This is a genomic window from Mycolicibacterium iranicum, from assembly GCF_002101705.1.
GTDB lineage: Bacteria > Actinomycetota > Actinomycetes > Mycobacteriales > Mycobacteriaceae > Mycobacterium > Mycobacterium iranicum.
Genome location: NZ_LQPC01000049.1, coordinates 1 through 13,217, shown reverse-complemented (window position 1 = coordinate 13,217; position 13,217 = coordinate 1). Strand labels below are relative to the sequence as shown.

Sequence of the window (13,217 nt, the reverse complement as noted above, 5' to 3'; positions counted from 1 at the left end):
CATATGTCGCAAGGGTCAGAGCCAGGCCGACCAGAACCTCGTGAGCTCCCCGCCGATCTGTGACAGCACGCGCGGCACACCGGACAACTCGAAAAGCCAGTACACCGCGCCGAAGAACCACTGGTTCAGGCCCGGCGCCAGCAGCACGAGGAGCAGGATCAGCAGTCCCCACTGCTTGGCCGGCGCGACCGCACGCTGAGTCTCCGGGCTCAGGTGCGGCTCCAGCGCCCCGTAACCGTCCGTCCCCGGCACGGGCAGGATGTTCAGCAGGAAAGCGGTGATCTGCAGGAAGCCCAGGAATGCCACACCCGCCCAGAACACCGCGTGGTCGGGATCGTAGAACAGCCGGGTCAACGCGAGCAGTAGCACCGCGAACACGACGTTGACCGCCGGTCCGGCGAGGCTCACCAGCGTCTTCTGCCGCTTTGTCATGTACGCCGTCTGCACATACACCGCCCCGCCGGGCAACCCGATCCCGCCGAGCGCGATGAACAGCACGGGCAGGCCGAGGGACAGCAGCGGGTGCGAGTACTTGAGCGGGTTCAACGTCAGATAGCCGCGGACCTCGACGTCGCGGTCACCGAACCGGTAGGCCGAGTACGCGTGACCGAACTCGTGTACGCACAAGGTCACCAGCCAGCCGAAGATGACGAAGACGAACACCCCGACATAGGCCAGCGGATCCCGCGGATCCGTCGTCGTCCACGCAAGCGCGCCGCCGGCGGCGGTGACTGCGATCAGCGCCAGGAAGATCGGGCTCGGCCGCACCGATTGGCGCAGCGGGCGAATGCTCACAGCGTCGAGGCTAGACGCGCAGCCAACCTTCGGTGTGGCGGTAGAACGTGGACCGGCGAACCGGCCGGGACGCCGTGTCACCGTCTCGTACCACCAGCGCGCCGGTGGTGCCGAGCTGGGCCGCCCGTCCGCTGATCCAGCGTTTCGGCCGCATCGGTCCGGACAGGACTGCGGCGCGCAGCCCCGGCATCGTCGCGATCGGCTCGATCCGCACGCCGGTTGCCTCGCCGTCGAACAGGTGCTCGTCGTCGACGATCGCCTCACCGCGGATCGTGCGCTGGCCGGCCGGGGGCAGCCAGTACGCCGCCCCGGCGATGACGGTGCCCGTTTCGTCGCGGACCAGGGGCACTCGCGTGGCGGTGCCGCCACATGCCTGCCTGGCCTGCCACGGACGCTGCACATGGGCGACCTCGATGTCGAGCCGGTCGGCGCGCAACAGCCGGGTGAGCACCGCCGATAGGTCTCGGTGCGAGCCGACGACGACGAGGCGTCGGTGATCGGTGAGTCCGTCGCTCGTGCCGTCGAGAACGGGAAGGCCGCGCAGCGCGCGGGGAATTCGACGGTCGCCCGGCCGCACGACGGCGAGTTCGGACGTCTTCACCGCACTCCTTTGATCGAGCTGCTGATCAGGCCTGATGTCAATCCGATAGGGTGGGTCACCGGCTGCACACAGTAGCGAAGCGCTGCAATGCGCGGAAAGACGCGAGAGGGTCTGCGATGCCGGCAATCGTCCTCATCGGCGCCCAGTGGGGCGACGAGGGCAAGGGAAAAGCGACCGACCTTCTGGGTGGGCGCGTCCAATGGGTGGTGCGTTACCAGGGTGGGAACAACGCGGGGCACACGGTTGTGCTGCCGACGGGGGAGAACTTCGCTTTGCACCTGATCCCGTCTGGGATCCTCACCCCGGGTGTGACGAACGTGATCGGCAACGGTGTCGTCGTCGACCCCGGCGTGCTGCTCACCGAGCTCAAGGGGCTTGAGGACCGCGGGGTGGATACCGACCGACTGCTCATCTCCGCCGACGCGCACCTGTTGATGCCCTACCACGTAGCGATGGACAAGGTCGTCGAGCGGTACGCGGGCAGCAAGAAGATCGGCACCACCGGCCGTGGCATCGGGCCCTGCTATCAGGACAAGATCGCGCGCCAGGGCATCCGGGTCGCCGACGTGCTCGACGAAACGCTGCTAGCCGAAAAGATCAGCGGCGCATTGGAATTCAAGAACCAGGTGCTGGTCAAGATCTACAACCGCAAGGCGCTGGACCCGGACGAGGTGGTCGAGAACCTGCTTGCTCAGGCCGAAGGGTTCAAGCACCGCATCGCCGACGCCCGACTGCTGCTCAACCAGGCCCTCGAAAAGGGGGAGACGGTGCTGCTGGAGGGCTCCCAGGGCACGCTGCTCGATGTCGACCACGGCACTTACCCCTTTGTGACGTCGTCGAATCCGACCGCCGGCGGCGCCTCCGTCGGGTCCGGGATCGGCCCCACCCGCATCACCACGGTGCTCGGAATCCTCAAGGCCTACACCACCCGCGTCGGTTCCGGACCGTTCCCGACGGAGCTTTTCGACCAGCACGGCGAGTATCTGGCCAAGACCGGTGGCGAGGTCGGTGTGACCACCGGAAGGCCACGCCGGTGCGGCTGGTTCGATGCCGTCATCGCCCGCTACGCGACCCGCGTCAACGGCATCACCGACTATTTCCTCACCAAGCTCGACGTGCTGTCGAGCCTGGAGACGGTCCCCATCTGCGTGGGCTACACCGTGGACGGCAAACGCACCGACGAGATGCCGATGACCCAGAGCGACATCGCGCGCGCCGAACCCGTCTACGAGGAACTCCCCGGCTGGTGGGAGGACATCAGTGGCGCCCGCGCCTTTGAAGACCTTCCCGCCAAGGCGCGCGACTACGTGCTGCGGCTGGAAGAGCTTGCCGGAGCCCATGTTTCGTGCATCGGGGTCGGACCGGGCCGCGAGCAGACGATCGTGCGCCGAGACATTCTCGCGTGACCACCGAGGATCCCAGGGCGCTCGACCCCGACTACGACAGCCACGGCGGCTTCCCCAACTTCACCCCGGCCGACCCCGGGCCCGGCTTCGGCAGGTTCCTGACCGCCATGCGGCGCGCCCAGGACCTGGCCGTATCGGCTGACGCCGACGCCGAAACCTGGGAACGGGCGGCAGGCCTAGCCGAGGAACTCGCCGGGCTCCTCGGCCCGTTCGAGGCGCCCGAAGGCGTCGGCCCGGCCAATCGCGTCCCTTCGCTTCCCGGCGCAGGCAGTTTGCTGATGCCGCCTTACAAGGTGACCAGATTCGAACCCGACGGGGTAGAGCTGGAGGTACAGTTCAGCCGGTTCTCGGTGGGCGGGAACCACGCCGTTCACGGAGGAGTGTTGCCACTGCTGTTCGATTCGGTGTTCGGCATGGTGATCCACGCAGCGGGTCGTCCCATCAGCCGGACAGCCTTCCTGCACGTGGATTACCGGAAGGTGACACCGATCGACACGGTGCTGACCGCGCGAGGCTGGGTGCGAGAGGCCCAGGGACGCAAAGCGTTCGTCAATGCCGAACTTCGAACCCCCGACGGAAACCTGCTCGCCGAGGCAAACGGATTGATGATCAGGCTGCTGGCCGGGCAGCCCTAACGGGATTCAGCAGGGGGCGGATGGAGAAGGGGTTACGGGAGTTCCTTCTCAGCTGGTGGCGTCAGGCCAACGACTTCGAATGGCTTGTCAGGCACTTCCGCTCTCGCGGCTTGCTCAGGCTGCATCAGGTGTTCATCGGCGGTTTCTCGCTGCTGTACGGGCTGATCGCGTTGCTGACGGTGGTATGGGCCTACTTCGACGACGGAGCGGTCACCGCGCGTTACGTCGTCATCGCGGTGGCAGCGAGCTCGACGCTCCTGGGGCTGTGGTGGATCGTGGGGCGGTGGCCGACGGAACGCCAGTCCATCGCGTTCGCGGTGTACGCCGACCTGGCCGTCGTCGCCGTGATGGCCTGCTACCAGGATGCGTTCACAGCCATGCCCGGGCTTGCGCTGCTGGCGACCAACGGCATCTACATCGTCGTCGTGCACGGACCCCGCGCGTTGCTCGTGCACCTGGCTTTCACCCTCGTCGTCATGGCGACGTGGTTTCTGTGGGCGATCTACCAGGGAAACTGGGCGTTGTCGGTGATCACCGTGCGCGCTCTGGTGTTGTTGCCGCTGTCCGCGGTTCCGGTCCTTGTGCAGTCCTATCTGCTCGTTCTGCGGATGGGCGCCGTCGACTCCATGCACGACCCCCTGACGAGGTTGTATAACCGGCGCGGGCTGGAGAGCCACGTCCAGGAATTGGTCGCGCGTCGCGGGATGGACGTGGGCGTGCTCGCCGTCGACATCGACAAGTTCAAAGCGATCAACGACGGATACGGGCACGACGCCGGTGATCGGGTTCTGGTCGCGGTGGCCGACGCGGCCCGTGATGCGGTCGGCAGTCTGGGCGTCCGGTCGGTGACGGCGCGCACCGGCGGCGAAGAGTTCGTCATCGTCGTCGACGGCGGCACGGAAAGCCTGCGCCGCCTCGCGAAACTCATGCATCTGATGGTGTCGCGGTGCCAGGCTCCGGCGGTCCCGACCATCAGCATCGGCACAGCGACGGCGGAAGCGGCGGGCGGTGATGTCGACGGCCTGATCCGGAGATTGATGGAGCGCGCCGACGCGGCCATGTATCGCGCCAAAAACGCCGGCGGCAATCAGACCGTGACGGACGACGATCCCGTGCCACGATGAGGCCATGACGCATTCGGCTGACCGCCACCTGCGTAACCTCACCACCCCGAAAGCCGCCGCCTTCGCGGGCGTGCTGTTCGCGCTGCTGTTCGGGGCGGCGCTCATACTCATCCGCAGCTCGCTGCCCGAAGGCGGGGTGCTGGGTTCGCAGTGGGCGGACGGAACGAGCCACCGGTTGCGTATTGCCGTGGTCCTGATGCCCTTCTCCGGCATCGCGTTCCTGTGGTTCATCGGGGTGGTGCGCGACGGCCTGGGCAAGCTTGAGGACAAGTTCTTCGCGACCGTCTTCCTGGGCAGCGGTTTGTTGTTCCTCGCCATGATCTTCAGCTCGACCGCGGTCGGTGCGGGGCTGCTCTCCGCCAGCAAGGTCGGTCGCCCCGGCGACAGCGAGGTCACTGCCTTCGGTCAGGGGCTGCTCGTCGCGTTGTCCAACACCTACGCGCTGCGCATGGCCGCGGTGTTCATGATCTCGCTCGCGACCATCTGGCTGCGAACGCGGCTGATGCCCACCTGGTTGGTGGTCGTGACCTATCTGGTGGCGCTGTGCGTGATGGTGGCCAGCGACGTCAGCCGGTGGATGGTGATCGCGTTTCCGATCTGGGTGCTGATCGTGAGCCTGTTGATGCTGGTGCGGTCCGGCGTTATCGATCTTCCAGACGAAGAGCACTCGCGGGACACAGCTTGACCGCCTCTGCGGCGTGCTCGGCGTCCTCGCCGCTGACGTCCTCTCGCAGGATCTCGACGATGCCGTCGTCGTCCTGGTCGAAGACCTCTCCGGCCACCATTACGCAGTTGCCCGCCTGAATACACAGTTCGCGGTCCGCGACAACCCTGCTCACCAGCGCACCTCCAACGACTTCAGACCGTAGATGAAGTGGAACGACCGGAACTGCACATCGGCGAAGTCTTCGGCCAGCTCCAGCGCCGGGAACCGACGCAGCAGCGCGGGGAATGCGATCTGCATCTCCATCCGAGCCAGCGGCGCACCGAGGCAGTGGTGGACGCCGTGTCCGAACGCCAGGTGACCGGGAGCTCCTCTGGCGATGTCGAGAGTGTCTGGGACTTCGATGAATTCACCGTCGCGGTTGCCGCAGGGAAGCGAAGCGAACACCAGATGCCCGGCGGGGATCGTGACGCCGGCGATCTCGACGTCAGTGGTGGTGATCCGCGGGATCGCGGTCTGGACGATCGACAGCCATCTCAGCAGCTCTTCCACCGCCGGGGCCACGGCGCCGGGTTCGTCCCGCACGGTGGCGAGCTGATCGGGATGGCGCAGCAGCGCAAGGGTGCCCAGCGCCAACATGTTCGATGTCGTCTCGTGGCCGGCGAGCAGCAGCAGCCCGGCGATGCCGATCAGCTCGTCATCGCTGAGATCGGAGCCGTGCTCGCGAATCAGCATGCCGAGGATGTCGTCGCCCGGTTCGGTTCTGGCACGCTCGACGAGGCCGGCCATGTAGGCCCGGCCCTGGCGCTGCAGCTCGAATCGATCGGGAATCGGGATCGAGAGATCCAATTGGCGCGCGCTGCGCTTCTGAAAGCCGTCGCGGTCGGCGTAGGGCACGCCGAGCAGTTCACAGATGACGAGCGACGGAATCGGCAGCGCGAAATGCTCGACCAGGTCTGCACCCGGTCCCGCCGCTTCCAGCGCGTCCAGTTGGGCATCGACGATCTCGACGATGCGGGGCTGCAGGCGCTTCATCCTCCGGTGGGTGAACTCGGGGGTCAGCATGCGGCGCAACCGCTGATGTTCGGGCGGGTCCAGGCCGAGCAGGTTGCCCGCCCGGGCGCGGGCCTGGGCTTCGTCGTCGACCGGCGGTGCGCCGGGGACGGTGAAGCCGGGCGGCCTGTCGTTGGAGAACCGGGTGTAGTCCGAGAGCACGGTCTTGATGTCGTCGTAGCGGGTGACGAGGTAGACCTGCATACCGAACGCGCCGGTGACGGTGCGGACGCCTTCGTTCTCCCGGATCTCGCGTAGCTGCGGGACCGGGTCGAAGGCGTCGCGCCGCATGTGCAGCGGCGGCAACTCGGGTGCAGCCTGGGTCATGTCTCGACGCTACCCGCGGGAGACGAAGTGCCCGATCAACGCGTTGGCGGACCCGCGGCCGTCCTGGCGCGGTGTCGGCCGACCGGCTCTGCGCCTGCGGAACCGTCATCTGTGTCACGCAGCGCCGGCCACCAGATCTTCGGCCCGATCAACGTGAACAGCGCTGGGATTATCACGGTGCGCACCAGGAAGGTGTCCAGCAGGATGCCCAGCCCGACGATGATGCCGACCTGGGTGAGCACGATGAGCGGCAGCACCCCGAGTACGCAGAACACGGCGGCAAGGACGACGCCCGCGCTGCTGATCACCGCGCCGGTGGCCGAGACGGCCCGCACGATGCCGTCGCGGGTGCCGTGTTCCGGTGTCTCCTCCCGCGCGCGGGTGACGAGGAAGATCGTGTAGTCCACGCCGAGCGCGACAAGGAAGAGGAATGCGAACAACGGGGCGGTGTTGTCGAGGCCCGGGAACCCGAAGACGTGCACGCTGGCCCAGCCGCCGAGACCCAGGGCCGCAAGGGCACTGAGCACGGTGACCCCGACGAGGACGAGCGGGGCCAGAGCCGCGCGCAGCAGCACGTAGAGCACCAGCAGGACGACGATGAGGATCGCGGGGATCACGACCGCCCGGTCGTGGCCGGCCGCCCCGGCGGCGTCGCGGGCGGTGGCGTCCGACCCGCCCACGAGCGCGTCCGGGTCCACGGCGTGCACGGAATCCCGAAGTGCGTCAACGGTTTCGAAGGCTTCATCCGACGCGGGGGCCGCCGCGAGCACGACCGACCACTGGCTGAGCCCATTCGGCGACGTACCAGCCGGGTTCACAGCCACGACGCCGGGGGTTTCGGCGATGGCGCGCTGCACCTCGGCAGAGCGATCGGTGGCGGCGATGACCCTGGCGGGATCGGTCAGGCCGCTGGGGAAGTGGGCGGCCAGCGTGTCGTAGCCGCTAACCGATTCGGCCTGGACTCTGAACTGCTCGGTTTGCGACAGACCCACCGGCGTCCCGAGCAGGCCGGTGCACAGCAGCGCCAGCGCGCCGATCGAGACCACGGCGACCCTCGCGGGGCGTCGTGCGACGGCCGCCGCGACGCGGTGCCACACGCCGCCGTCGGTGAGCGGGGTCGCACCGACGGCGGGGATGAACGGCCAGAACAGCTTTCGGCCGCAGAGCCCGAGGGCGGGCGGCAGCACCAGCAGGACGAACACCGCTGCGACGACGAGACCCGCCGCGGCCTGCACCCCGAGGCTGCGGGTGCTCGGTGACGATGCGAAGAGCAGGGTCAACAGCGCCAGCACCACCGTCGCGTTGCTGGCGATGATCGCAGGACCAGCCCGCCGCACCGCGGTGTCGAGTGCTTCGTGATGAGAGGTGCTGCGGCCCAACTCTTCCCGATAGCGGGAGATCAGCAGTAGTGCGTAATTGGTGCCGGCGCCGAACACCAGGACGCTGGTGATCCCGCCGGTGGATCCGTCGGGGCTCATGCCGAGCCCGTCGGCGGCGGCCGCCCCGACCACGGCGGCGACGCGGTCGGCGAAGCCGATCACCAGCAACGGCACCAGCCACAGCACCGGTGAGCGGTAGGTGATGATGAGAAGCAGGGCCACCACGGCCGCCGTGACAGCAAGCAGCGTGAAGTTGGCGCCCGAGAACGAGTCGGCGATGTCGGCGCCGAACGCCGGACCGCCGGTCACCTGAGCGCGCAGGTCGTCGGGCAAGCTGTCGGCCGCTTTGGTGCGCAACTCTTTGACCTTGTCGGTGAGCTCGAATCCGGACAGCTCCGCTGACAGCGGGACGACCACGATGGCGGCCTCGCCGTCCTCGGAGACCTGCGGTGGCGGGCCGGACACATTTCCCGTCGCTTCGCTCGCCCCGGAGAAAGTCTGGGTCACCGCGGTGAGATCGGCCGGTGTGAGGGGTGTTTCGTCGTCGCGGGTGACGACGAGGATTGCGGGGACCTGATCCCCGCCGGGGAATTGGGTGCGCGTGGCGTCGGCACGGGCGGACTCCGACGTAGGCGGTACGGCCACAGGTGACCGGCCGGCTGAGTCGTCGCTGCCGAGGAAGCCCATCAGGGCACCGGAGACGAGGACGACGAGTATCGCGATCACCCAGGAGTAGCGGTGCTTCATGGCCACCAATATTTCAGATGTTTAATCATTAAGCAACTGAAACTTCGGTTATGCTGTCGAGGTGCACAGAGATGATCGGGCTGCGCTGGAGGCGCAGATGGCCTCCGACATGCGCGCACTGACCGCCGCCTCCGACGCTGTCGGACAGAGATTCGCCGCGCTGCACGACGTGACGGCCAACGACTTCCGCGCCCTGTTGCACGTGATGGTCGCCGAAGGGGCCGGTGAACCGCTGACAGCGGGGGAGCTCCGGACACGGATGGGGGTGTCGGCCGCCGCGATCACCTACCTCGTCGAGCGGATGGTCGAGTCCGGGCATCTGTTGCGCGAAGCCGACCCCGCGGACCGCCGCAGAGTGCGGCTGCGGATGTCCGACCACGGCATGGGGGTCGCGCGCGGTTTCTTCACTCCGCTCGCCGAACACGCCCACGACAGCATGGCCGGGTTGGCCGACGCCGATCTCGTCGCCGCCCACCGGGTCTTCACTGCGCTCGGTGCGGCGATGCAGACGTTCCTGGAAGAACTCGGACCCCGGTGAGGAGAGATGACGGAAACCGCTGGACCATAGTGCTTTCCACCCTGGGCGGCAAGCCGCTCGGCCAGCTCCGGGCCGACTCCGTCGCTTCCTCCGGTCACGACGGTCAGTCGGCCGGTCAAATCGGGTACTTCCACTGTCGTTCTGCGGGTCATGCCCCCTGCTGCCTGCGGCGTCAGCGTGGATTCAAGGGGCGTGTCATCCACGGATCGTCAGTCCCGGTTCCGATTCTCTCGATGCGTCTGGCAGGCTGAAATCGATGAGTGAGACAACGGTGATGCTGCTGGGTGCGGGCGACCGAACCCGTGAGCTCGCGCTGGCGTTCGGCCACCTCGGTGCGGACGTCGTGACGGTCGACGACCACACCGACGTGCAGGCGCTGATCGACGAGAAGAAGCCGCACTTCGTGGTCGCCGACACCGAAACCGTCGCGACGGACGTGCTGGTCGAGGTTGCCGGCCGCGGCGACGTCGAGGTGTTTCCGACACCGCGCGCCGCCCGTCTGTCCTTGGACGGAGAAGGCCTGCGCCGGCTGGCCGCCGACGAGTTGGGGCTGCCGACCGCGCCGTTCTGGTTCGCGGGTTCGGCCGACGAGCTCACCGCAATAGCCCAGCACGCGGGATTCCCGCTGGTGGTCAAGCCGGTCGCCGCTGCTCCCGGCGAGGGGGAGTCGGTGCTCCTTCGGCCCGAGGACGTGGAGCCGGCCTGGCGCAGCGCGGTCGCGGGCGGGAAGCTCAGCCTGCAGAGGGTGATCGCCGAAACCGTGGTTGAGGTCGACGTCGAGGTGACGCTGTTGACGGTGCGCACCACCGGCCCCTCCGGCCCGACGGTGTCGTTCTGCGAGCCGATCGGCCACCACCAGACCACCAGCGATGCTTTGGAATCGTGGCAGCCGCAACATCTTTCGCCCGCGGCGCTGGACTCGGCGAAGTCGATTGCGGCACGTATCGTCAACTCCCTCGGCGGGCGCGGCGTTTTCGCGGTGGAATTGCTGGTTCGCGGCGACGAGGTCTACTTCTCCGATGTCCGGCCGCGACTGCATGACAGCGGGCTGGTCACGCTGCGCTCGCAGCGGCTGTCCCAGTTCGAGCTGCATGCAAGAGCGGTTCTGGGGTTGCCGGTCGACACAATCATGATCTCGCCGGGTGCAGTCGAGGTGACCTACGCGGGCGACGTGGGAGCTGCCGCCGATACCGGCGCCCTGCGCTCGGTGGTGGCCGAGGCGCTCGCCGTTGCCGAGAGTGACATCCGGGTCTTTCCCGGCGGGACGCCGTGGCTGGGGCTTTCGCTGGCGACCGCACCCGATCCGATCGTCGCGCGTGACCGCGCGCGCCGCGTGGCTACGGTTCTGCGCAGGCTCCGGGTGGCGGAATGACCGAGCCGACCGAACCTGCTGACTCCACCGGTCGGTCCGCCATCGCCCCCTTTCTCGGGGCGCTGGCCATCATTGTGGCCGTCGTGATCGGAATCTGGTTGATGAACGTGTTCTCCGGTGACGACCTGACCGACGCGCAGCAGATCGCGCGCGCCGCGTCCGGGCAGAACGATGCGCTGCAGCGCGAGAGCTACCAGGATTTCCGGGCGTTCACCTGTGCCGCGCAGCAGAGCGAAGAATCCAAAGTGCTCGATGCTCAACGTGATTCGGTCGCTGAGCGCGGTGACCGTTACGTGGATCGGGTCGACGCCGTCGTTGTCGACGGGGATACCGCGACCGCTGACATCACCTACTACTTCGACAACGACAAAGAGGCCAAGGAAACCGTCGAGATGTCCTTCGCGCGCGAGGACGGAGCCTGGAAGGTCTGTTCGACCGGTCCCAGTTAGCTGTGGGAGACTCACGCTCGTGAGCTATGCCGGAGACATCACGCCCGAGGAGGCTTGGAAGCTGCTGAGCGACACACCCGATGCGGTGCTCGTCGACTGCCGCACCCAGGCCGAATGGCGCTTCGTCGGGGTGGCCGACACGTCGAGCCTGGGGCGCGAGGTCGTCTACATCGAGTGGAACCGCACCGACGGCAGCCATAATGATCGCTTCGTCGACGAGTTGAAAGCGGCCGGGGTGACGCCCGGCGAGCGTCCTGTGGTCTTCCTGTGTCGCTCCGGCAACCGGTCCATCGGGGCTGCCGAGGCTGCGACCGAAGCGGGCATCGGACCGTCCTACAACATCCTCGACGGCTTCGAGGGCAACCTCGACGAGAACAAGCATCGCGGCGGCACCGGGTGGAAAGCCGTCGGACTTCCGTGGGTGCAGTCATGACCGGCGAGGTGCCCTCGGTGCGGATTCCCGCGAAGCTCCCCGACGGCGTCAGCCAGGCCACCATCGGCGTCCGCGGCGGGCTTCTGCGGTCCGGCTTCGAGGAGACCGCCGAGGCCATGTACCTGACGTCCGGATACGTCTACGAGACCGCCGCTGACGCCGAAAAGGCGTTCACCGGCGAGATCGACCGCTACGTCTACTCGCGCTACGGCAACCCGACGATCTCGATGTTCGAGGAGCGGTTGCGTCTGTTGGAGGGGGCGCCCGCGTGCTTCGCGACGTCGACCGGCATGTCCGCAGTGTTCACCTCGCTGGGCGCCCTGCTCGGAGCGGGCGACCGACTGGTGGCGGCGCGCAGCCTGTTCGGTTCGTGCTTCGTGGTGTGCAGCGAGATCCTGCCGCGCTGGGGCGTCGAGACCGTCTTCGTCGACGGTGAGGACCTCTCCCAGTGGGAGGAGGCACTCTCGGTCCCCACTCAGGCGGTGTTCTTCGAGACACCGTCGAACCCGATGCAGTCGCTGGTCGACATCGCCGCGGTGTGCGACCTCGCGCATGCGGCCGGCGCAAAGGTGGTGCTCGACAACGTCTTTGCCACGCCGATCCTGCAGCAGGGCTTCCCGCTGGGCGTCGACGTCGCCGTGTACTCGGGCACCAAGCACATCGACGGGCAGGGCCGCGTGCTGGGCGGAGCCATCCTCGGCAGCAAAGAGTACATCGACGGGCCCGTGCAGAAGCTGATGCGGCACACCGGCCCCGCGCTGAGCCCGTTCAACGCCTGGACGCTGCTCAAGGGCCTCGAGACGCTCGCTCTTCGTGTGCAGCACCAGAATTCGTCGGCGCACCGGATCGCCGAGTTTCTGGAAGGTCATTCGGCGGTGAGCTGGGTGAAGTACCCGTTCCTGGAGTCGCATCCGCAGTACGACCTCGCGAAGCGTCAAATGACCGGCGGCGGAACCGTGGTCACCTTCGAGCTCGCGGGCTCCTCGAAGGAGCGCGCGTTCGAGGTGCTCGACAAGCTGCAGATCGTCGACATCTCCAACAACCTCGGCGATGCGAAGTCGCTCATCACCCATCCCGCGACCACCACCCACCGGGCGATGGGACCGGAAGGACGTGCCGCGATCGGGCTCGGCGACGGCGTGGTCCGGATCTCGGTCGGGCTGGAGGGCACCGAAGATCTGATCTCGGATCTGGACCAGGCGCTGAGCTGAATGTCACGCGCGTCGGAGAAGAAGAAAGCGCGCCGCAAGAAGCGGCAGTCCGCCCGCAATGAGGCCTGGTTGCCGGCGGACGTGGTCGACCAACTCGAACTCGTCGCGGAGCTTGAGGAATTCGACGCCAAGCTGACCGACCGCGGCTGGCTGTACGGCGATGAGACCGACGACGGGGCTGGTGTGTACTGGATCTGGCCGGACTCATCCGCCGACGTCGACCATGATGCGGGAACGGCCGACGCCACCGTCATCATGCTGAGCCCAGAAGATGACGGCCAGATCGCCCACGTCGTCTTCGTCGGCAGTGACGCCGATTACCAGTTCAACCTCGACGAGCTGTTCGTGCACATCGAGGCGATCGAGGGCTATCGGATCGGCGATCCCATCCCGGCGTTCGGCTAGCTGTACTGACCACGGACGTTGGTGACGGCGTGGTGAGGTGACAAGACGAAGACCTCCGAGTGGAGTGCGAGCTGTCTA

The 13,217-nt window shown here is 67.3% G+C and carries 15 protein-coding genes; 10 read left to right on the top strand and 5 right to left on the bottom strand.

All coding sequences use genetic code 11. The features are described from left to right. Positions 1-15: 15 nt before the first annotated feature. Positions 16-795: a site-2 protease family protein gene (locus AWC12_RS24145; RefSeq protein WP_085177484.1), complete on the bottom strand. Its 780-nt coding sequence runs from the start codon at positions 793-795 to the stop codon at positions 16-18. Positions 796-805: 10 nt separating this feature from the next. Beyond that, on the bottom strand, positions 806-1,396 hold the full coding sequence (locus AWC12_RS24140; RefSeq protein ID WP_085177482.1) for a peptidase M50: 591 nt from the start codon (positions 1,394-1,396) through the stop codon (positions 806-808). Between the two features lie 116 nt (positions 1,397-1,512). On the opposite strand from AWC12_RS24140, the gene AWC12_RS24135 reads away from it, so the two are divergent. The 4 genes from AWC12_RS24135 to AWC12_RS24120 are packed head-to-tail and all read left to right on the top strand — an operon-like array spanning position 1,513 to position 5,246. Then, positions 1,513-2,802, top strand: coding sequence for an adenylosuccinate synthase (locus tag AWC12_RS24135; RefSeq protein WP_024445545.1), 1,290 nt, complete (start codon positions 1,513-1,515; stop codon positions 2,800-2,802). Next, positions 2,799-3,437 carry a PaaI family thioesterase gene (locus tag AWC12_RS24130; RefSeq protein WP_085177480.1) on the top strand — a complete coding sequence of 213 codons (639 nt, stop codon included), beginning with the start codon at positions 2,799-2,801 and terminating at the stop codon, positions 3,435-3,437. Before AWC12_RS24135 ends, AWC12_RS24130 begins: the two co-directional genes overlap by 4 nt. 20 nt (positions 3,438-3,457) lie before the next feature. Next, positions 3,458-4,561 (top strand): GGDEF domain-containing protein, encoded by a 1,104-nt coding sequence (locus AWC12_RS24125; RefSeq protein WP_085177479.1) that lies wholly within the window; start codon positions 3,458-3,460, stop codon positions 4,559-4,561. 4 nt (positions 4,562-4,565) lie between these two features. Next, positions 4,566-5,246, top strand: coding sequence for a hypothetical protein (locus AWC12_RS24120; RefSeq protein ID WP_024445542.1), 681 nt, complete (start codon positions 4,566-4,568; stop codon positions 5,244-5,246). On the opposite strand, the gene AWC12_RS24115 is transcribed toward AWC12_RS24120, so the two are convergent. From AWC12_RS24115 to AWC12_RS24105, 3 genes are read right to left on the bottom strand one after another with little or no spacing between them, the layout of a single operon-like run. Continuing rightward, on the bottom strand, positions 5,203-5,400 hold the full coding sequence (locus tag AWC12_RS24115; RefSeq protein WP_024445541.1) for a ferredoxin: 198 nt from the start codon (positions 5,398-5,400) through the stop codon (positions 5,203-5,205). The two genes, AWC12_RS24120 and AWC12_RS24115, sit on opposite strands and share 44 nt — an antisense overlap. After that, positions 5,397-6,605, bottom strand: a complete 1,209-nt coding sequence (locus AWC12_RS24110; protein ID WP_085177477.1) for a cytochrome P450 — start codon at positions 6,603-6,605, stop codon at positions 5,397-5,399. The genes AWC12_RS24115 and AWC12_RS24110 overlap by 4 nt, the downstream gene beginning before the upstream one ends. 35 nt (positions 6,606-6,640) lie before the next feature. Then, entirely contained in the window at positions 6,641-8,731 is a 2,091-nt protein-coding gene (locus tag AWC12_RS24105) for an MMPL family transporter (protein WP_024445539.1), read from the bottom strand. Between the two features lie 97 nt (positions 8,732-8,828). On the opposite strand from AWC12_RS24105, the gene AWC12_RS24100 reads away from it, so the two are divergent. From AWC12_RS24100 to AWC12_RS24075, 6 genes are all read left to right on the top strand, one after another. After that, complete coding sequence (locus AWC12_RS24100) at positions 8,829-9,269, top strand: MarR family winged helix-turn-helix transcriptional regulator (RefSeq protein WP_051226579.1); 441 nt, start codon at positions 8,829-8,831, stop codon at positions 9,267-9,269. A gap of 256 nt (positions 9,270-9,525) precedes the next feature. Further along, positions 9,526-10,641 (top strand): formate-dependent phosphoribosylglycinamide formyltransferase, encoded by a 1,116-nt coding sequence (gene purT, locus AWC12_RS24095; RefSeq protein ID WP_085177475.1) that lies wholly within the window; start codon positions 9,526-9,528, stop codon positions 10,639-10,641. Then, positions 10,638-11,090 carry an Rv0361 family membrane protein gene (locus AWC12_RS24090; protein WP_024445536.1) on the top strand — a complete coding sequence of 151 codons (453 nt, stop codon included), beginning with the start codon at positions 10,638-10,640 and terminating at the stop codon, positions 11,088-11,090. Before purT ends, AWC12_RS24090 begins: the two co-directional genes overlap by 4 nt. A gap of 19 nt (positions 11,091-11,109) precedes the next feature. Continuing rightward, positions 11,110-11,523, top strand: a complete 414-nt coding sequence (locus AWC12_RS24085; protein ID WP_024445535.1) for a rhodanese-like domain-containing protein — start codon at positions 11,110-11,112, stop codon at positions 11,521-11,523. Then, positions 11,520-12,734: an O-succinylhomoserine sulfhydrylase gene (locus AWC12_RS24080; RefSeq protein WP_024445534.1), complete on the top strand. Its 1,215-nt coding sequence runs from the start codon at positions 11,520-11,522 to the stop codon at positions 12,732-12,734. The genes AWC12_RS24085 and AWC12_RS24080 overlap by 4 nt, the downstream gene beginning before the upstream one ends. After that, positions 12,735-13,139, top strand: coding sequence for a hypothetical protein (locus tag AWC12_RS24075; RefSeq protein WP_024445533.1), 405 nt, complete (start codon positions 12,735-12,737; stop codon positions 13,137-13,139). Positions 13,140-13,217 lie beyond the last annotated feature (78 nt).

Coding starts and splice junctions, on each gene's coding strand:
- AWC12_RS24105 (WP_024445539.1), bottom strand. CDS start 8,731: ATGAAGCACCGCTACTCCTGGGTGATCGCGATACTCGTCGTCCTCGTC.
- AWC12_RS24090 (WP_024445536.1), top strand. CDS start 10,638: ATGACCGAGCCGACCGAACCTGCTGACTCCACCGGTCGGTCCGCCATC.
- AWC12_RS24080 (WP_024445534.1), top strand. CDS start 11,520: ATGACCGGCGAGGTGCCCTCGGTGCGGATTCCCGCGAAGCTCCCCGAC.
- AWC12_RS24075 (WP_024445533.1), top strand. CDS start 12,735: ATGTCACGCGCGTCGGAGAAGAAGAAAGCGCGCCGCAAGAAGCGGCAG.
- AWC12_RS24100 (WP_051226579.1), top strand. CDS start 8,829: ATGGCCTCCGACATGCGCGCACTGACCGCCGCCTCCGACGCTGTCGGA.
- AWC12_RS24135 (WP_024445545.1), top strand. CDS start 1,513: ATGCCGGCAATCGTCCTCATCGGCGCCCAGTGGGGCGACGAGGGCAAG.
- AWC12_RS24125 (WP_085177479.1), top strand. CDS start 3,458: ATGGAGAAGGGGTTACGGGAGTTCCTTCTCAGCTGGTGGCGTCAGGCC.
- purT (WP_085177475.1), top strand. CDS start 9,526: ATGAGTGAGACAACGGTGATGCTGCTGGGTGCGGGCGACCGAACCCGT.
- AWC12_RS24110 (WP_085177477.1), bottom strand. CDS start 6,605: ATGACCCAGGCTGCACCCGAGTTGCCGCCGCTGCACATGCGGCGCGAC.
- AWC12_RS24120 (WP_024445542.1), top strand. CDS start 4,566: ATGACGCATTCGGCTGACCGCCACCTGCGTAACCTCACCACCCCGAAA.